General features: G+C 70.8%; 17 protein-coding genes. 11 read left to right on the top strand and 6 right to left on the bottom strand.

The features are described from left to right. The first annotated feature begins 72 nt into the window (after positions 1–72). Both ACZ6Y1_RS09740 and ACZ6Y1_RS09735 read left to right on the top strand, forming a co-directional pair. Positions 73–1,626, top strand: coding sequence for a PP2C family protein-serine/threonine phosphatase (locus ACZ6Y1_RS09740; RefSeq protein ID WP_469625466.1), 1,554 nt, complete (start codon positions 73–75; stop codon positions 1,624–1,626). A 159-nt stretch (positions 1,627–1,785) separates the two neighbouring features. Continuing rightward, positions 1,786–3,252 (top strand): aminopeptidase P family protein, encoded by a 1,467-nt coding sequence (locus ACZ6Y1_RS09735; RefSeq protein WP_469625464.1) that lies wholly within the window; start codon positions 1,786–1,788, stop codon positions 3,250–3,252. 102 nt (positions 3,253–3,354) lie between these two features. On the opposite strand, the gene ACZ6Y1_RS09730 is transcribed toward ACZ6Y1_RS09735, so the two are convergent. Beyond that, entirely contained in the window at positions 3,355–3,798 is a 444-nt protein-coding gene (locus ACZ6Y1_RS09730) for an ATP-binding protein (protein WP_469625460.1), read from the bottom strand. 220 nt (positions 3,799–4,018) lie between these two features. Between ACZ6Y1_RS09730 and ACZ6Y1_RS09725 the strand changes: the two genes are divergently transcribed. From ACZ6Y1_RS09725 to ACZ6Y1_RS09685, 9 genes are all read left to right on the top strand, one after another. After that, complete coding sequence (locus ACZ6Y1_RS09725) at positions 4,019–4,858, top strand: hypothetical protein (protein WP_469625458.1); 840 nt, start codon at positions 4,019–4,021, stop codon at positions 4,856–4,858. Between the two features lie 109 nt (positions 4,859–4,967). Beyond that, positions 4,968–5,687, top strand: coding sequence for a YcnI family copper-binding membrane protein (locus ACZ6Y1_RS09720; protein WP_469625455.1), 720 nt, complete (start codon positions 4,968–4,970; stop codon positions 5,685–5,687). A gap of 38 nt (positions 5,688–5,725) precedes the next feature. Then, entirely contained in the window at positions 5,726–6,379 is a 654-nt protein-coding gene (locus ACZ6Y1_RS09715; protein ID WP_469625453.1) for an SCO family protein, read from the top strand. After that, positions 6,376–6,867, top strand: a complete 492-nt coding sequence (locus ACZ6Y1_RS09710) for a copper chaperone PCu(A)C (protein ID WP_469625451.1) — start codon at positions 6,376–6,378, stop codon at positions 6,865–6,867. Before ACZ6Y1_RS09715 ends, ACZ6Y1_RS09710 begins: the two co-directional genes overlap by 4 nt. 28 nt (positions 6,868–6,895) lie before the next feature. Then, a complete protein-coding gene (locus tag ACZ6Y1_RS09705; protein WP_469625448.1) occupies positions 6,896–8,857 on the top strand; it encodes a copper resistance CopC/CopD family protein in 1,962 nt (653 codons plus the stop codon). A gap of 5 nt (positions 8,858–8,862) precedes the next feature. Then, positions 8,863–10,143 (top strand): iron uptake transporter deferrochelatase/peroxidase subunit, encoded by a 1,281-nt coding sequence (efeB, locus tag ACZ6Y1_RS09700; protein ID WP_469625446.1) that lies wholly within the window; start codon positions 8,863–8,865, stop codon positions 10,141–10,143. 42 nt (positions 10,144–10,185) lie between these two features. Further along, positions 10,186–11,121 (top strand): prephenate dehydratase, encoded by a 936-nt coding sequence (gene pheA, locus ACZ6Y1_RS09695; protein WP_384751482.1) that lies wholly within the window; start codon positions 10,186–10,188, stop codon positions 11,119–11,121. A gap of 526 nt (positions 11,122–11,647) precedes the next feature. Beyond that, a complete protein-coding gene (gene serS, locus ACZ6Y1_RS09690) occupies positions 11,648–12,925 on the top strand; it encodes a serine--tRNA ligase (RefSeq protein WP_469625442.1) in 1,278 nt (425 codons plus the stop codon). Further along, on the top strand, positions 12,922–13,734 hold the full coding sequence (locus ACZ6Y1_RS09685; RefSeq protein WP_469625440.1) for an HAD family hydrolase: 813 nt from the start codon (positions 12,922–12,924) through the stop codon (positions 13,732–13,734). The genes serS and ACZ6Y1_RS09685 overlap by 4 nt, the downstream gene beginning before the upstream one ends. A gap of 199 nt (positions 13,735–13,933) precedes the next feature. On the opposite strand, the gene ACZ6Y1_RS09680 is transcribed toward ACZ6Y1_RS09685, so the two are convergent. The 5 genes from ACZ6Y1_RS09680 to ACZ6Y1_RS09660 all read right to left on the bottom strand — a co-directional run bounded on the left by ACZ6Y1_RS09680 (position 13,934) and on the right by ACZ6Y1_RS09660 (position 18,198). Continuing rightward, positions 13,934–14,605 carry a rhomboid-like protein gene (locus ACZ6Y1_RS09680; RefSeq protein ID WP_469625438.1) on the bottom strand — a complete coding sequence of 224 codons (672 nt, stop codon included), beginning with the start codon at positions 14,603–14,605 and terminating at the stop codon, positions 13,934–13,936. Positions 14,606–14,688: 83 nt separating this feature from the next. Further along, positions 14,689–15,408, bottom strand: coding sequence for an ABC transporter permease (locus ACZ6Y1_RS09675; RefSeq protein WP_469625435.1), 720 nt, complete (start codon positions 15,406–15,408; stop codon positions 14,689–14,691). Between the two features lie 15 nt (positions 15,409–15,423). Further along, positions 15,424–16,335, bottom strand: coding sequence for an ABC transporter ATP-binding protein (locus ACZ6Y1_RS09670; protein WP_469625433.1), 912 nt, complete (start codon positions 16,333–16,335; stop codon positions 15,424–15,426). Then, positions 16,332–17,219 carry an ABC transporter permease subunit gene (locus tag ACZ6Y1_RS09665; RefSeq protein WP_469625431.1) on the bottom strand — a complete coding sequence of 296 codons (888 nt, stop codon included), beginning with the start codon at positions 17,217–17,219 and terminating at the stop codon, positions 16,332–16,334. Before ACZ6Y1_RS09665 ends, ACZ6Y1_RS09670 begins: the two co-directional genes overlap by 4 nt. Then, on the bottom strand, positions 17,209–18,198 hold the full coding sequence (locus ACZ6Y1_RS09660) for an ABC transporter ATP-binding protein (RefSeq protein WP_469625428.1): 990 nt from the start codon (positions 18,196–18,198) through the stop codon (positions 17,209–17,211). The genes ACZ6Y1_RS09665 and ACZ6Y1_RS09660 overlap by 11 nt, the downstream gene beginning before the upstream one ends. Between the last annotated feature and the right edge of the window lie 174 nt (positions 18,199–18,372).

Below are 18,372 nucleotides of genomic sequence, written 5' to 3'. Positions count from 1 at the left end.
TTCCGGCCAAGTTCTAGCCTTGGCCGGACAGTGAGTTGCCGCCTCACGGACACCAGGATTCCCACCTGGGCAATGCTGGACATGGATCCGTGTGTGCGTGTAGATGTGGATTCCTTGATGGCGACGCAGCACGATCTGGGGGTTTGCGATGCTATATGGCGAATCGCACCAGGTGGAAAGGCGGACGCCATGAGCGCTCCGCATCTGCCGAAAGTGGCTGGAATCGATCCAGCAGTTACCGCGTCACCGCACACTGCTGCGCCCGCACCCGCGCGGACCACCCCCGCCCAGGCCGCGCCGCCCGCCCCGGCCGCCCCGGGCAGCCTCATCCAGGACCGGCTCGCGGGCATGGTCTCGGACCTCACCACCCTCCACGAGCTCACCGAGCGCCTCGCCCGGACCAGCCGTCTCGACGACTCGCTCCACGAGTTCCTGCGGGCCGGAGCCTCCCTCGTCGGCGCTCGCCGCGGACTGGTCGTGCTGGAGCCCTCCGACGGACTCGGCCCCACCACCACGATCGGCCTCGGCCTCGGCCACGCCGACCTCGGCCACATCGAGACCGTGCCGCGCAGCGCGACCTCGTACGGACGCATCCTCGACGGACTGCCGGACGCGCACGGCGGCTCAGAGGTGCTCCCCGAACCGGACGCGCCCGCGGGCACCGGGGGCTTCGCCGCCCCCCTCGACCCCCGCCACCGCGAGGTCGCCGCCCGCCTCGGTTACGCCGCCAGCTACGCGCTCCCGCTGACCGCCGAGGCCACCGGCCTGCTCGGAGCGGCCGTCTGGCTCTACGACGAGCAGGCCGAGCCGAACGACCGCCAGCGCGACCTCGTCGGCCTCTACGTGCGGCACGCCGCCGAGCACCTGGCCAGGATGCTGGAGGTCGAGCGCTCCCGTTCCCGGCTGGCCACTGTCGCCGAGGAACTGCTGCCCAGCCGACTGCCCCGGATCCCCGGCGTCCAGCTCGCGGCCCGCCACCACACGGGACCGCTCGGCGGAGGCGACTGGTACGACGCCCTGCCCCTGCCCGAAGGCGCCCTGGGACTGGCCGTCGGCTCCGTCACCGGCTCAGGGCCGAGCGCGGTGGCCGCCATGGGACGGCTGCGCGCCTCCCTGCGCGCGTACGCCGTCATGGAGGGCGAGGACCCGGTCGCGGTCCTGTCCGACCTGGAACTGCTGCTGCGGCTGACCGAGCCCGCGCGCTCGGCGACCGCGCTCTTCGCCTACTGCGAGCCCGCGGGGGGCGGGGGACCGCCCAGCAAGATCATCCTGGCGGGTGCCGGGCACGCCCCGCCCCTCCTCATCGGCGAACGGCGCACCGAGTACGTGGAGACCTCCCTCTCCGCACCGCTCGGGATGCTGTCCTGCTGGGAAGCGCCGAGCGTGGACATCGAGCCCGCTGCCGGAGAAACGGTGCTGCTGTACACGGACGGGCTGCTGCGCCGCACCGGGGACCCGATGGACCGGGCCTACGCCCGGCTGCACGCCGCGGCCGCGGGGGTCCCGCGGATCGCCCGGGAGGACCCGGGAGCGATCTGCGACCACATCCTGCGGACCCTGCTGCCGGGAACGGATCCGGAAGGGGCCCCCGAGGACGTCGTCCTGCTCGCCGCACGCTTCGAATGATCCGGAGATCCGGAGGGTTCCCCGAGCAGGAGCATGAGCATAAGGCGTTTTGGTGTCATTTGTGCGATTTGGCACAGAGTCTCCGGAGGCCTTCCGCTCACACATACGATGGATGAGGTCCACACCCAGGTCCGTGTCTGTCGTAGCTGAGGAGAAGACGTGGCTGACGAGCTCACCCCGGAGACCCCGGAAGAAGAGCAGCCCAAGAAGACGCACAAGCAGCGCAAGAACGGTCTGTACCCGGGCGTCAGCGACGAACTCGCCGAGAGCATGCGCACCGGCTGGGCCGACACCGAGCTGCACGGGCTGGAGCCCATCGCCCAGGCCGCGCACACCGCCGCTCGCCGCGCCGCGCTGTCCGCCCGCTTCCCCGGTGAGCGCCTCGTCGTCCCCGCAGGCCGTCTGAAGACCCGCTCGAACGACACGGAGTACCCCTTCCGTGCCTCGACCGAGTACGCGTACCTCACCGGGGACCAGACCGAGAACGGCGTCCTCGTCCTGGAGCCCGCGGGCGAGAGCGGCCACACCGCCACGATCTACCTGCTGCCCCGCTCCGACCGCGAGAACGGTGAGTTCTGGCTCTCCGGTCAGGGCGAGCTGTGGGTCGGCCGACGCCACTCGCTCGCCGAGGCCGAGCAGCTCCTGGGCATCCCCGCCAAGGACGTGCGCGAGCTGGCCGAGGCCCTGACCGAGGCCGAGGGCCCGGTCCGCAACGTGCGCGGCCACGACGCGGTCATCGAGTCCGCCCTCACCGACAAGGTGACCAAGGAGCGCGACGAGGAACTGCGCGTCTACCTCTCCGAGGCCCGCGCCGTGAAGGACGAGTTCGAGATCGGCGAGCTGCAGAAGGCCGTCGACTCCACCGTCCGCGGCTTCGAGGACGTCGTGAAGGTCCTCGACAAGGCGGAGGCCACCTCCGAGCGCTACATCGAGGGCACCTTCTTCCTGCGCGCCCGCGTCGAGGGCAACGACGTCGGCTACGGCACCATCGCCGCCGCAGGCTCCCACGCCTGCACCCTGCACTGGGTCCGCAACGACGGCGCCGTCCGCTCCGGCGACCTGCTGCTGCTCGACGCCGGCGTGGAGACCCACTCCCTCTACACCGCCGACGTCACGCGCACGCTGCCGATCAACGGCACGTACACCGACATCCAGCGCAAGATCTACGACGCGGTCTACGAGTCCCAGGAAGCCGGCATCGCCGCCGTCAAGCCGGGCGCCAAGTTCCGCGATTTCCACGACGCCTCCCAGCACGTGCTGGCCGAGAAGCTCGTCGAGTGGGGCCTGCTGGAGGGCCCGGTCGAGCGTGTCCTGGAGCTCGGCCTGCAGCGCCGCTGGACCCTGCACGGCACCGGCCACATGCTCGGCATGGACGTCCACGACTGCGCCGCAGCGCGCACCGAGGCGTACGTCGACGGCACGCTGGAGCCGGGCATGTGCCTGACCGTCGAGCCCGGCCTGTACTTCCAGGCCGACGACCTGACCGTGCCGGAGGAGTACCGCGGCATCGGCGTCCGGATCGAGGACGACATCCTCGTCACCGAGGACGGCAACCGGAACCTGTCGGCCGGACTTCCCCGCACCTCCGTCGACGTCGAGGCCTGGATGGCACGCCTCAAGAGCTGACGCTGACGCCCTCGCTCGCGCCTCGCGGTGGGCGGGATCCCGTACGGGGTCCCGCCCACCGGCACGTCGCACGCGATCCCGCGCCCGGGGATCCGAAACCGGCTAGGAGACCTTGAGCAGCGCGTCGTCGCGCCACTTCAGCATCTTGTCGAAGGTGACCACCGCGCCCCGGCCGGGCCGGTTGCGCAAACGCACGTGGTCGGCGAGCTCCGCGATCAGGTGAAGACCCCGGCCGCTCTCGGCCAGGGAGGGTCTGCGACGGGCCACCGTCGCGGCGGGAAAACCCGGCCCCGAATCGCTCACCTCGATGCGGCAGCGGTCCCCGTCCAGATAGGCCGTGACGTGATACGCCTCGGCCTCCTGCGGAAGATCGCCGTGCCCTCCGTGCTCCACCGCGTTCGCACACGCCTCGCTCAGGGCCACCGAGAGGTCGAAGGAGATGTCCGGGTCCACCCCCGCGGTCTCCATCGTCCCGAGCAGCAGTCGCCTGGCGAGCGGCACGCTCGCGGCTTCGCGCCTCAAGTGGAGAGACCACCAGATGCTCATACGGATACGTATTGCCGCCGCCGGGCGGTCGTAAGCGCTCCGCAGGCAGCCGGACACGCAATGCCCCCGTTCGGCCGATGGCGGCTCTCCCGGGCAGCGGTGTATGCGGGCGGTCCTGGCTCGGCGACCGACCGTCTCAAGCCATCCCCAGAGCGGACTCAAGGGACCTTCCGGACCTGCCGTAGGAACGGCCCAAGCGCAGTGCGATGATGGCCCGGCCATGACTGCCCCCCACGCGACACACTCCGGAGCCGGGCTCCGGATGCTCCGGGCCGCGGTGTTCACCGCGGTCTGTGTCGTGCTGTCCGGGGCCGGGCACGCCCTGGCGTCCTGCGCCACCGTGCCCTGGTGGTCACTGGCCCTCGGCTTCCTCGCCGTCCTCGCGGTCGCGGCGCCGCTCGCGGGACGCCGGCGCACGCTGCCCGGCATCACCGCCGCGCTGGCCGTCGGACAACTGGCCCTGCACACGCTGTTCGGCCTCGGCCAGCACAGCGCGGCGGCAGGCCTGGGACCGGCGGGCGCCGCCACCGACGACGCCTCGCTCGCGGCGCTCGCCGCCCGCCTGGTGTGCGGGGGCAACTCCGTACCGCTCAGCCCCGCCGATGCCCGGCAGGTCCTGGAGAGCGCAGGCCTGGACCCTGCCGCACTGGCCGCACAGGCCGGACAGGCCACCGACCTCGCCGCCCAGGGCCACGGCACCCACGCACACCTGGCCCACGCCGCCACCGCCGCACCCGACACCGCGCTGCTCACCCCGGCCATGCTCGTCGGCCACCTGCTGGCGGCGCTGGCCGCCGGCTGGCTCCTCGGCCGCGGCGACGCGGCGCTCTCCCGGCTCCTCGAACTGTCGCGGCTCTCCGCCGAAGCCGGCCCGGTGCGCCCGCTGCGCGCCGCGCTGGCGCTCGTACTGGCCCTCGGCACCGGGCTCCCGGCCGCGCCGGTCCTGGCCCGGCGGGACCCGCGGACCGGCACCGATCCCGCGGCCCCCACCGGCCGCGAGGCACTCCAGCACACGGTGATCAGGCGCGGGCCGCCCACGGCGCTCGCCCTCGCAGCCTGACGCGGCACCCGCCTTCCCCGACGCACGACGGGAACACCGGTGCCGCGAACTCCGCGCGCGCCCGTGCGCGGAGCCACCGTCACCACTGCTTCCGTGGAGTGTTTCTGCCATGAAGACCTCTCGCGTCTCCTTCGCCGCCGCCCTCGCCGCCGGTACCGTCCTCGTCCTGTCCGGTACGGCCTTCGCCCACGTCGGCGTCCAGCCCGGCGAAGCCACCAAGGGCGGCTACGCGACGATCAACTTCAAGGTCCCCAACGAGCGCGACAACGCCGCGACCACGCAGCTGGAGGTCAACTTCCCCGTGGACCAGCCGCTCACGTCCGTCATGCCGCAGGACGTTCCCGGCTGGACCGTGACGGTCGAGAAGAGCAAGCTCGACAAGCCGCTCACCGTCCACGGCAAGCAGATCAACGAGGCCGTCACCAAGGTCACCTGGACCGGCGGCAAGATCGAGCCCGGCAAGTTCCAGCAGTTCCCGCTCTCCGTCGGCAAGCTCCCCGAGGACGCGGACAAGATGGTCTTCAAGTCCATCCAGACCTACGACAACGGCGAAGTCGTCCGCTGGATCGAGGAGGCCAAGGAAGGCGCCGCCGAACCGCAGAACCCGGCGCCGGTCCTGAAGCTGACCGCCGCCAAGGGCGCCGACGGCCACCACGACGACGACAAGAACGCCAAGGACGTGAAGGCGGACAAGGACGCCCCTGGCCACGACGAGGCCGGCGCCGGAGACGGTGCCGACAACACGGCACGCGCCCTCGGTATCGCGGGCATCCTCGTCGGACTCGGCGGTGTCGCCTTCGGCGTCGCCTCGCGCCGCCGCTCCGCCTGACCTTCCCGAACCATCCCCGATCCCAGGGACACCTCTCCATGCGCACCACACGTGTGACGGTCGCCGCCCTCCTCGCGGCGGCCGTACTCACCCTCACCGCCTGCGGCGGCGAGGCCGCCAAGCCCGGCTCGGTCACCCAGATCGCGGGCGGCCAGAGCAACGCGAAGGCCGCGACCGTCCTCGACCGGCCCTTCGCCAAGCCGGAGCTCGTCCTCACGGACACCACCGGCAAGCCGTGGAACCTGCGCGAGCAGACCAAGGGCCGGCCCACCCTCATCTACTTCGGCTACACCAACTGCCCCGACGTGTGCCCCCTGACGATGAGCAACATCGCCGTCGCCAAGAAGGCACTCCCCAAGGCCGACCAGGACAAGCTCCAGGTCGTCTTCGTCACCACCGACCCCGACCGGGACACTCCCGAATCCCTCGGCTCGTGGCTCAAGGCCCAGGACCCGGCGTTCGTCGGACTCACCGGGGACTTCGCCACCATCCAGGCCGCCGCGCGCACGCTCGGCATCGGTATCGAGGCCGCCAAGAAGGAGGCCGACGGCAGCGTCGTCTCCATGCACGGCGCCCAGGTCATCGCGTTCTCGCCCAAGACCGACGAGGGCTATGTCCTCTACGGAGAGGGCGCCACCGTCGACGACTACACCAAGGACCTGCCGAAGATCATCAAGGGAGAGAACCCGTGACCGCCCGTACCACCCGCACCCTGGCCGCCGCCCTCTCCCTGACGGCAGCACTCGCCATATCCGGCTGCTCCTCGGACTCCGCCGACTCCGGCGACTCCGCCAACGGCAAGCCGGAGATGACGGTCAGCGGCGGGTACATGCCCGAGCCCGTCAACGACAAGATGGCCGGCGCGTTCATGGTCATCAAGAACGGCTCCAAGACCGCCGACAAGCTCACCGGCGTCACCTCCGCGCTCTCCGACGATCTGCAGATCCACGAGACGAAGGACCAGAAGATGCAGCAGGTCGCGTCCATGGACGTGCCTGCCAACGGTGAACTCAAGCTGGAACGCGGCGGCAACCACGTCATGTTCATGGGGCTCAAGAACACCCCCAAGGTCGGCGACAAGGTCACGGTCGAGCTGCACTTCGAGAAGGCCGACCCCGTCAAGGTCGAGCTGGACGTCAAGGAACGGACGTTCAACGCCCAGAACAGCAACGGTCACTGACGGACCCGCACCGAGGGACTGACACGCCATGACGACCACCGCCCCCTCCACGGCCCGCACCCGCGCCACGGCACTCCTGCCGCGGCTCGCGCTGGTCCTCGCAGCCCTGCTGGCAACCCTGTTCACCGCGGCCGCCCCGGCCACGGCACACGCAGCACTCACCGCGAGCGACCCCAAGGACGGGGCGGTGGTCGCCACGGCCCCCGCCCAGGTGACGCTCTCCTTCTCCGAGCAGGTCGCCATGGGCGGCGACTCCATCCGCATCCTGGACCCCCAGGGCAAGCGCGTGGACACCGGCGAACTGCGCGACCTGTGCAGCGGGAACACCGTCCGCTACGGCACCGCCCTGCGTGCCGGCCTGCCCAACGGGACGTACACCGTCGCCTGGCAAGCCGTCTCCGCCGACAGCCACCCCATCTCCGGCGCCTTCACCTTCTCCGTCGGCGCCCCCTCCACCACCACCGTCAAGCTGCCCGCCCAGCAGGCGGGCGGCGGCCCGGTGGGCATCATGTACGGGATCGCCCGCTACGCCGCCTACGCCGGCTTCACCGTCCTCGTCGGCGCGGCCGCCTTCATCCTGCTGTGCTGGCGCCGGGGCGCGGCGCAGCGGCCGCTGCAGAAGCTCGTCGTCCGCGCCTGGGTCACCCTGACCGCCGCCACCCTGGTGATGCTGGCGCTCCGCACCCCCTACACCGGGTCCGGGAAGTTCGCCGACGCCTTCGACCTCGAGGGGCTGCGGGCCGTCCTGGCGACCAAGACCGGAGCCTCACTCGTCTCCCGCCTGCTCCTGCTGGGCGCGGCAGCCCTCTTCATCGCGGTCCTGCTCGGTGTCTACGCCCGCCGCCAGCAGGAGTCCGACGGTGCCGAGGCGGCTTCGGCCGAGGACTCGGAGACGACCCGGGACACCGATGACCTCACCTTCGGGCTGGCCATCGGCGGCACGGTCGTCTCCGCGGGCATCGCCGCCACCTGGGCCCTGTCCGAACACGCCTCGACGGGCATCCAGTCCACCCTCGCCATGCCCGTCGACATCCTCCACCTGCTGGCCGCGGCCACCTGGCTCGGCGGTCTCGCCGCCCTGCTCACCGCGCTCCGCCAGGTCCCCGGCATCGAGCGGGCCGCCGTCCGCCGCTTCTCCAGGGTCGCCTTCGTCAGCGTCCTGGTCCTGGCCGTCACCGGCGTGTACCAGTCCTGGCGCCAGGTCGGCAGCTGGTCCGCGCTCACCGGGACCGACTACGGACGGCTGCTGCTCGTGAAGGTCGGCCTGGTCGCCGTCCTCGTCGGCCTCGCGTTCGTGTCCCGCAGGTGGACCGGCCGGCTCGCCGACGTTTCACGTGAAACAGCCACCGTCGCCGTCCCGGTTCCTGCGAGCACCGGTGTTTCACGTGAAACCGAGCCTGCCCCCGTGCCGGCCGACCCCAAGCGCGCCGCCCAGCTCGCCCGACAGCGCGCCGCCCGCCAGAACGCACGCGAGAAGCAGGTCCGCGACGCGGATGCTGACCGGGTGGGCCTGCGCCGCTCCGTCCTCGCCGAGGCCGCCGTCGCCGTGGTGCTGCTCGCCGTCACCACGGTCCTCACCAGCACCGAGCCCGGGCGCACCGTGGAGCGGGAGGCGGCCCGCGGTTCCGCCGCCCCCGCCGTCCCCGACCGGGCTGTCAAGATCACTCTGCCGTTCGACACCGGTGGCCCGAACGGCAAGGGATCCGTCCGGCTGGAGCTCGACCCGGGCCGGGTCGGGGCCAACACCCTGCACCTGTGGGCCGACTCCGGGGACGGCCAGCCCCTCGACCTCCCCGAGGTCAAGATCGCTTTCACCCTCCCCGCGAAGGACATCGGCCCGCTGCCCCTCGTCCCCGACCATGCCGCACCGGGACACTGGACCGCGTCCGGGGTCCAGCTCCCTCTCGCCGGTGAATGGCGTATCGACGTGACCATCCGCACCTCCGACATCGACCAGACGACCGTCCAGAAGAACGTGAAGATCGGCTGAACAGCGTGACCGAGAGCAACTCCGACATCGAGATCTCCCGGCGACGGCTGCTGGGCACCGTCGGCGCCGCAGGCGCCGCGGGGCTGGCGCTCGGCGCAGCAAGCGGCGCCCTCGCGCACTCCGCCCTCGCCGACTCCGGGGCCGGCTCCTCCGCCGCGGGCGCAGCAGGGAGCCTGTCCTCCCTCGGTGCCACCCAGGTCGCCTTCGAAGGGGACCACCAGGCCGGCATCACCACCCCCCTCCAGGCCAAGGGGCACGTCCTCGCCTTCGACCTCGCCGCGGGCGCCGGCCGCACCGAGGCGGCGGCGCTGCTGCGCCGCTGGTCCGAGACCGCCCGACGGCTGATGGCCGGCGAGACCGCACCCACCTCGGACAGTGGTATCGCCCTCGACGCCGGCCCGTCCTCCCTCACCGTCACCTTCGGCTTCGGCCACTCCTTCTTCGACCGGACCGGTCTCACGGCCCGCCGCCCCACGGCTCTCGACCCGCTCCCGGACTTCTCGTCCGACCGGCTGGACCCCCAGCGCAGCAACGGCGACCTGTGGATCCAGATCGGCTCGAACGACGGGCTCGTCGCCTTCCACGCCCTGCGCGCGCTGCAGAAGGACGCGGGGGACGCGGCCCGGGTCCGCTGGCAGATGAACGGCTTCAACCGGTCCCCCGGCGCCACCGGCACGCCGATGACCGCCCGCAACCTGATGGGCCAGATCGACGGCACGGGCAACCCGAAGCCCGCCCAGCCCGACTTCGACAAGCGGATCTTCGTCCCCGCCTCGGGCCCCGGACCGGCCGAGCACGCGTGGATGGCGGGAGGCTCGTACGCCGTCGTACGGCGCATCCGCATGCTCCTCGACGACTGGGACAAGCAGTCCCTCGCACAGCAGGAGCAGGTCATCGGCCGCACGAAGGCCACCGGCGCCCCGCTGACCGGCGGCACCGAGACCACCCCACTGGACCTGAACAAGTTCGGGGCCGACGGCAAACCCGTCATCCCGTCCAACGCCCACGCCCGGATCTCCGCCCCCGCCCAGAACGGCGGGGCCGCCATGCTGCGGCGCCCCTTCTCCTTCCACGACGGGATCGGCGCCGACGGCACCCCCGACGCGGGGCTCCTCTTCATCTGCTGGCAGGCCGACCCCCTGCGCGGCTTCGTGCCCGTCCAGCGCAAGCTCGACCGCGGCGACGCGCTGTCGGAGTTCATCCGCCACGAGTCCAGCGGCCTCTACGCCGTCCCGCCCGGCCCCCGCCCGGGGGAGTACGTAGGGCAGCGGCTGCTCGAAGGATGAACGGCCCAACAAGGGCGGACATCTCGGCATTAGGCTGACCGCATGTCGGCCACCCGCTTCACGTATCTCGGTCCCGAGGGCACCTTCACCGAAGCCGCCCTCCGTACGCTTCCGGAAGCCGCCACCCGGGAGCTCGTCCCGATGGTGTCCGTTCCGGCCGCCCTGGACGCCGTGCGCAACGGGGAGGCCGCGGCCGCCCTCGTCCCCATCGAGAACTCGGTCGAGGGCGGGGTCACCGCTACCCTGGACGAGCTCGCCTCCGGCGAACCGCTGATGATCTACCGCGAGGTGCTGCTCCCCATCGCCTTCGCGCTGCTCGTGCGGCCCGGTACCGCGCTGTCCGACGTCAAAACCGTCACCGGGCACCCGGTGGCCCAGCCGCAGGTACGCAACTGGCTGCGGGCGAACCTGCCGGACGCGGTGTGGGAGTCGGCGGCCTCCAACGCCGACGGCGCCCGGCTGGTCCAGGAGGGCCGTTTCGACGCGGCCTTCGCCGGCGAGTTCGCGGCCGCCACCTACGGGCTCGTGCCGCTCGTCACCGAGATCCACGACGCGGAGAACGCGGAGACCCGGTTCGTGCTCGTCGGGCGCCCGGCCCGGCCCGCGGCCCCGACGGGCGCCGACAAGACCTCGGTCGTGCTGTGGATGGGCGACGACCGGCCCGGTGCGCTGCTGGAACTCCTCCAGGAGTTCGCCGTGCGCGGGGTCAACCTGATGCTGATCCAGTCCCGCCCGACAGGTGCGGGAATCGGCAACTACTGCTTCGCCGTCGACGCGGAGGGACACATCTCGGACCGGAGGGTCGGGGAGGCACTCATGGGGCTCAAGAGGACCTGCCCCCAGGTCCGCTTCCTCGGTTCCTATCCGCGGGCCGGCGTTGCTCTGGGTGACGTCGGTGCGCCCAGGCCGGGAACCTCCGACGGCGACTTCACGGACGCCTCCGACTGGCTGACTCGCTGCCTCGACGGCCGCGCGTAGTCCGCCGTCCACTGTCCACAGAGTTATCCACAGGCCGACAGGCGAACCTGGGGACAAGTCGACACAGCGGCACGACAAGGTCGACATATCGGCCGCAGCGCCCAGGTTTCGCGCTGGAGAGCGGGAGGTGAACGACGTCACCCCCGTATCACCGATCAACTCTTTGGGGCGAGTCATTCCCACCCGAATGAGTGTGTGAGGGCGGTTTGAACCCTGATTCACCTCGGTCACCCACCGATCGGGAATGATCTATTTCCGTGTCCACAGATGCGGCACACAGCCTGTGGATAAGATCGGGCGGCTGTGAATTCCTGTGGACAAGGGAGGGGCTCCGGCCCTGCTCAGGGCTCGGCCGCCGGCCGGTGCGCCGTCCCTTTTCGGGGAATGGGCGGCTTTTATCGACCGCCGCGGAACGATCACTTCCGGCCGCCGGTCAAGACTTATCCTTTCGCCGCAATTAGGACATAGCGACACGCAGCGTGATATCGGTGTGATCCCAGGAACCCCAGCCCGGTAGCCTGGAGGGGTGATTGACCTCCGGCTGCTCCGTGAAGACCCTGACCGTGTCCGCGCCTCGCAGCGCGCTCGTGGAGAGGACGTCGAACTCGTCGACGCACTGCTCTCCGCCGACGAGCGCCGCAGGTCCTCTGGCATGCGCTTCGACGAACTGCGCAATGAGCAGAAGTCGCTCGGCAAGCTCATCCCCAAGGCATCCCCCGAGGAGCGCACCGAGCTGCTCAAGAAGGCCGAGCAGCTCAAGCAGGACGTCAAGGGCGCCGAGGCCGAGCAGAACGAGGCCGACGAGGTCGCGAAGCAGCTGCTGCTCAAGCTCGGCAACATCGTGCACGAGGACGTCCCCGTCGGCGGCGAGGAGGACTTCGCCGTCCTGGAGACGCACGGCACCATCCGCGATTTCGCCGCCGAGGGCTTCGAGCCCAAGGACCACCTGGAGCTCGGCGAGTCCCTGGGCGCCATCGACGTCGAGCGCGGCGCGAAGGTCTCGGGCTCGCGCTTCTACTACCTGACCGGTGTCGGCGCCCTGCTGGAGCTCGCCCTGGTCAACGCGGCGATCGCGCAGGCCACGGCCGCCGGCTTCGTGCCGATGCTGACCCCGGCGCTGGTCCGCCCGCGGGCCATGGAGGGCACCGGCTTCCTCGGCCAGGCCGCGGAGAACGTGTACCACCTGGAGAAGGACGACTACTACCTGGTCGGCACCTCCGAGGTCCCGCTCGCCGCGTACCACATGGACGAGATCATCGACGCCGAGAAGCTTCCGCTGCGGTACGCGGGCTTCTCTCCGTGCTTCCGCCGCGAGGCCGGTACGTACGGCAAGGACACCCGCGGCATCTTCCGCGTCCACCAGTTCGACAAGGTCGAGATGTTCTCGTACGTCGCGCCGGAGGACGCCGAGGCCGAGCACCGGCGGCTCCTGGAGTGGGAGAAGCAGTGGCTGACCAGCCTGGAGCTGCCCTTCCAGGTGATCGACGTGGCCACCGGTGACCTGGGCGCCTCCGCCTCCCGCAAGTTCGACTGCGAGGCGTGGATCCCGACGCAGGGCAAGTACCGCGAGCTGACCTCCGCCTCGAACTGCGACGGATTCCAGGCCCGCCGCCTGTCGATCCGCTACCGCGACGGCAAGAAGACCCAGCCGCTGGCGACGCTGAACGGCACGCTGTGCGCCGTACCGCGCACGATCGTCGCGATCCTGGAGAACCACCAGCAGGCGGACGGTTCCGTGCGGGTGCCCGAGGTGCTGCGTCCGTACCTCGGCGGCCGCGAGGTCCTGGAGCCGATCACCAAGTGAGCCCGGTCCCGTTCCCGTACAAGCTCGTCGCGACCGATCTCGACGGCACGCTGCTGCGTGGCGACGACACCGTCTCGGAACGCACCCGTGAAGCGCTCGCCGCGGCCACCGCGGCGGGCGCGGCGCACATCATCGTCACCGGCCGGGCCGTGCCCTGGACCCGGAACGTACTGGACGACCTCGGCTACAAGGGGATCGCCGTGTGCGGGCAGGGCGCGCAGGTCTACGACGCCGGTGCGCACCGGCTGCTGACCTCGGTGACGCTGGACCGGCAGCTGGCCGGACTGGCGCTGGCGAAGATCGAGGCAGAGATCGGTCCGCTGGCGCTGGCCGCCAGCCGGGACGGGGTCGACGGCGAGGTGCTCTTCGGACCCGGCTACCAGGTGCAGGAGGGCCTCCCGGCCCTCTACCTGGAGGACACCGCCGCCATGTGGACGGCCCCGCTGAACAAGCTGTACATCCAGCACCCCGGGCTGGACGACGACTCGCTCGTACAGGTGGCCCGGCAGACCGTGGGCAGCCTGGTCGACATCGTGATGGCGGGTCCGGGCATCGTGGAGATCCTGCCGCTGGGGCTGACCAAGGCCACCGGGCTGTCGCTCGCCGCCCGCCGGCTGGGCGTGAAGGCGGCGGACACCATTGCCTTCGGCGACATGCCCAACGACATCCCGATGTTCGGCTGGGCCGCGCACGGAGTGGCCATGGCCAACGCCCACGCGGAACTCAAGGCGGTGGCCGACGAGGTGACGACCTCCAACGAGGAGGACGGCATCGCGGTGGTGCTGGAGCGCCTGCTGGGCGCCGCGTAACCGCTGAGGACGTACGAGAGGTCCGGGACAGCCCGCGCCATGAGGCGCGCTCGAAGTGGCTGTCCCGGACCTTTTGTTGCTCCCCGCACGACCAACTGTGCCCCGGCCGGAAGCCCCTTACCAGCGAATTTTCCGGCCGCGGGGATCGCCGCGTGGGCGTGGGAGCACCGCGGGGAAGCGGAGGGCGACCCGTCACGTTTCACGTGAAACATGACCCGGTTTCACGGGGGTCGCCTCCCAGCGGGGGAGGATCGACGTGGCGGGTGAGGGGCCAGGCGAGCAGCCCGACGGCGAGCGAGATGGCGTGGCCGAGGTCGGTGAAGGTGCCGCCGGTGGCGAGCGGGACACCGAAGAAGGCGACGGCTCCGGCGAGGTAGAACCATCGCCAGGGGCTGGGGATCCGGTAGGTGAGGACGCCGACGGAGGCCGCCAGTCCGTAGCTGACGCCGATGTCGACGACGTGGGTCATGCTGCGCGGGGCCTCGTGCGCCTGGATGGCGGTGAGCAGCACCTTCTGGCTGATCAGGGTGGCGACGACATGGGCGGTCGCGACGATCATGAGCCAGCGCAGGGTGCCGAGCCAGCGTTCGACGGGGGCGTGGAAGACCTCGAAGAGCACGGCGTACAGGGCGAGCGAGGCGGGGTCCTCGATCCAGAACGCGCTGCTGATGAGTGCCCGTACCGGGTATTTGACGAGCTGGTGGATGTTGCTGCTGTTGCGGTGGAGCAGGACGCGCTCGACCTGATCGGGCGCGATGGCGACGACGACGCTGGTGACGGCGATGATCAGCAGCCATATGTGCGTTCCGGGGGTGGAACGTATCCAGGACCGCAGTGGCCTGGACGGCTCCGGGTCGCTCTGCTCGATCATGAACCGATCATGGCGCCTGAAGCTGTGCCCCGCCTGGCCGAATGGGCCGGGCGGGGCACAGCGGGCGCGGGGGTCCCGCAGGCCTACTCCTCGCCTGCCAGGGTGAGGCGGCGCAGTTTCTGGCCGGCGTAGACGGTGGCGCCCACGGTGACCGCGGCGAGCAGGATCACGGCGGTGGGCAGGGCGACGGTGGCGTCCACGTAGCCGGGGCCGGCGACCTTCTCCGCGAGGGAGAGGGCCCACTGCTGGACGCTGAGGGTCTTGGCGCCGGAGACCAGGCTGCCGAAGAGGGACTCCCAGATCAGGGCGTAGACCAGGCCGAAGACGACCGCGTGCCGGCTGACCGTGCCGAGCAGCAGGAACAGCGCGCTGTAGGCGATCGAGGCGACGAGGGCGGCGACGGTGTAGGCGACGGCGATCTGCTGGCCGTTGCCGTTGAGGATGAAGCCGGCGATCAGGGTGGGGACCGCGGAGAAGACCATGGTGACGGCGATGGCCACGGTCAGCTTGGTCATGATGATCGTCGGGCGCTTCACCGGCTTGGCCAGCAGGTAGACGATCGAGCCGTCGTCGATCTCGGGGCCGATGGCGCCGGTGCCGGCGATGACGCCGATCAGCGGAACCATCGTCGCGAGGGCGAAGCCGCCGAGGAGGTCGGCCGCGACCTTGTCGTCCACTCCGGCGAAGGCGCGCACGGCGATCGCGATGACGATCAGCAGGGCGGGCAGCGCGAAGAGGATCATCGCACGGCGTCGGCCGAGCAGGGCCCGGTAGGTGAGCCGGGCGACGGTGGGGTTGTACATGGGTGCCAGCTCCTTTCAGGCCGCGACGAGGTAGGAGAAGACCGACTCGAGGGACTCGTCGGAGGGCGAGACCGTCATGAGGCGGATGCCGTGCTCCCGGGCCACCCGGGGCAGCAGTTCGGTGAACCGGCCGAAGTCGACGGCCTGGATGCGCAGCGCGCCTTCCTTCAGGTCGACCTCGATGCCGGCGGTGGAGGGGTCGGCGATCAGGGCCGCGGCGAGGGCCCGGTCGTCGGAGGAGCGGACCAGGTAGCGGTGCGGGCGGTCCGTCATGAGGCGGCGGATCTTGCGGAAGTCGCCGGAGGCCGCGTGCCGGCCGGCGACGACGACCTCGATGTGCGAGGCGAGCTGCTCGACCTCCTCCAGGATGTGGGAGGAGAACAGGACGGTGCGTCCCTCGTCGCCCATGCGCCGCAGGAGGTCCATCAGCTGCATGCGCTGGCGCGGGTCCATGCCGTTGAACGGCTCGTCCAGGAGCAGTACGGACGGATCGTGGACGAGGGCGGAGGCCATCTTGACGCGCTGGCGCATGCCCTTGGAGTACGTGGAGATCTTGCGGTCCTGGGCGTACTCCATCTCGACGGTGGCGAGTGCCCGCCGGGCGGCCGCGTCGTCGAGGCCGTGCAGTTCGGCGTTGGCGACGACGAACTCCCGGCCGGTGAGGAAGTCGTACATGGCCTCGCGCTCGGGCACGACGCCGACGTGCTTGTAGACCTGCTCGTTCTGCCAGATCGGTGCGCCGTCGAGGGTGACGGTGCCCGTGGAGGGGGCGAGGAAGCCGCCCATCATGTTGATGAGCGTGGACTTGCCGGCGCCGTTGGGGCCGAGCAGTCCGGTGACGCCGGGGCCGATGCGCATCGTCACGTCGTTGACGGCGACGACGTTCCCGAACCAGCGTGAGGTGTGGTCGATGTCGATGACTGTCACAGCCCGGCCTTCCGGTAGCGGGCCATCAGGGCGGCGTAGGAGCCGGCGATGAGGCCGAGGATGACGAGCAGGTAGACGGCACCGACACCGGCCGAGGGGCCTTCGCCGCCGGGGAAGGCGGACGTGGCGCCGAGGAAGGCGGCCTGGAAGCCGTCGATGAGGGTGATGGGGGAGAACAGGCCCATCCATTCGATGGCCCCGGTGTTCCCGGTGGAGTAGGCGACGCCCTGCACCGCTGTGACCGCGCCGAAGGGGATGAGCAGCAGGGCGATGACGGCGGCGACGCCGAAGCCGCGGCGCGGGGTGAGGGCGGCCATGACGAGGCCGAGGCCCGCGAAGAGCAATGACAGCAGCAGCACCGACACCAGTCCCTGCCCGAATCCCTTGGTCTGGTCGGCGAAGTCGAACTTCGCCAGGAGCGAGCCGATCCACATGATCAGCAGTGGCGTGGCGGTGAGGATGAACAGGGCCGAGGCCATGGCCGCGAACTTGGCCACGACGTAGTCGACGCGTTCGATGGGCCGGGAGAAGTACAGCGGCACGGTCTTGAAGCGCAGGTCCCGCGAGACGGACTGCGGGGCCTGGGAGGCGAGGTAGAGACCGATGACCACCTGGGTGGTGAGGGCGTACGTCGTGTACTTGATGGGCAGGTCGGTGGAGCCGGGTACGGCGATGGCGACCGCGACGAGGATCAGCGCGGGAACGCACATCACCGCGAAGAGGATCATCGGCAGGACCTTGGACTTGGCGGAGCGGCCCAGTCCGTAGGCGCCGCGCAGGGACTGCGAGAACAGCGACTTGCGGGCGTAGGCGCGGCCGAGGCGGGGCCCGTCGTAGGACCGGTAGCCGATGTTGTGGATCTGGGTCGAGGTGTCAGGCGCCATCGGAACCGGCTCCCTTCTGCTGGACGAGGTGCGCGGGCTGGTCGTTGTCGCGGAAGACCTCCGCGATGTGGTGGCGGCGCTGCTCCATGCGGACCAGGCCGAGGCCGAGGTCGGCGACGGTGTCGCGGACGGTGTCGTAGGCGCGGTCGTCGGCGGCCTCGACGAGGAGGATGTGGCCGGCGCCGGGCAGGCCCTGCTCCTCGCCCGCGTGGAGGGTGAGGCCAGCCGCGCCGAGTGCCTTGCGCAGGGCGGCGGTGCCGTCCGGGTGGGCGTCGGAGTCGGTGACCTCGACCGCGAGGGTCGTGGTGGTCTGGGTGAAGTCGCTGGTGGAGCTGGAGCGCAGCAGTTTGCCGCCGTCGACGACCACGACGTGGTCGCAGGTCCGCTCCAGCTCGCCGAGGAGGTGGGAGGTGACCAGGACGGAAATGCCGAAGTCGGTGTAGACGCGCCGGATCAGGCCGAGCATCTCGTCGCGGCCGACCGGGTCCAGGCCGTTGGTCGGCTCGTCGAGGAGGACCAGTTGGGGGTCGTGGACCAGTGCCTGGGCCAGCTTGACGCGCTGCTTCATGCCGGTGGAGTAGCCGCCGATGGGGCGGTAGCGCTCCTCGTACAGCCCGACGTGGCGCAGGGTGTCGGCCGTGCGCTCGCGGGCGGCGGTCGGCGGCAGCCCGGACATGCGGGCCATGTGGACGACGAATTCGGTGGCCGAGACGTCGGGTGGCAGGCAGTCGTGTTCGGGCATGTAGCCGACGCGTTCACGGATGGCGCTGCCATGCGTGCGGACGTCGAGGCCGAGCACGGCGGCGCTGCCCTCGGTGGCGGGGGACAGTCCCAGCAGGATCTTGATCAGCGTGGACTTGCCGGCTCCGTTGGCGCCCACGAGTCCGGTCACGCCGGGCCCGATGTCCAGGGAGAGCCGGTCGAGGGCGGTCACTCGGGGGTACCGCTTGCTCAGGCTTTCGGTCGCGATGACAGTCACGGATTCGACGTTAGTGGTGTGCGCCTCGCGAAACGTCAGACCTTGAGCTGGATCCCGTCTCCGCCTTCAGGCGTATGCGCCCGTACTGGAGGCTGATGTGACCCGGACAAGTTTGTCCACAGGTCCGTGCACGGGCCTTGACGTGATCTCCAGGCATTGTCACATTCATCAGTG

Source organism: Streptomyces sp. NPDC053432 (assembly GCF_055585365.1).
Note: the sequence above shows the minus strand (reverse complement) of the source record. Positions and strands in the feature narration are given on the sequence as shown.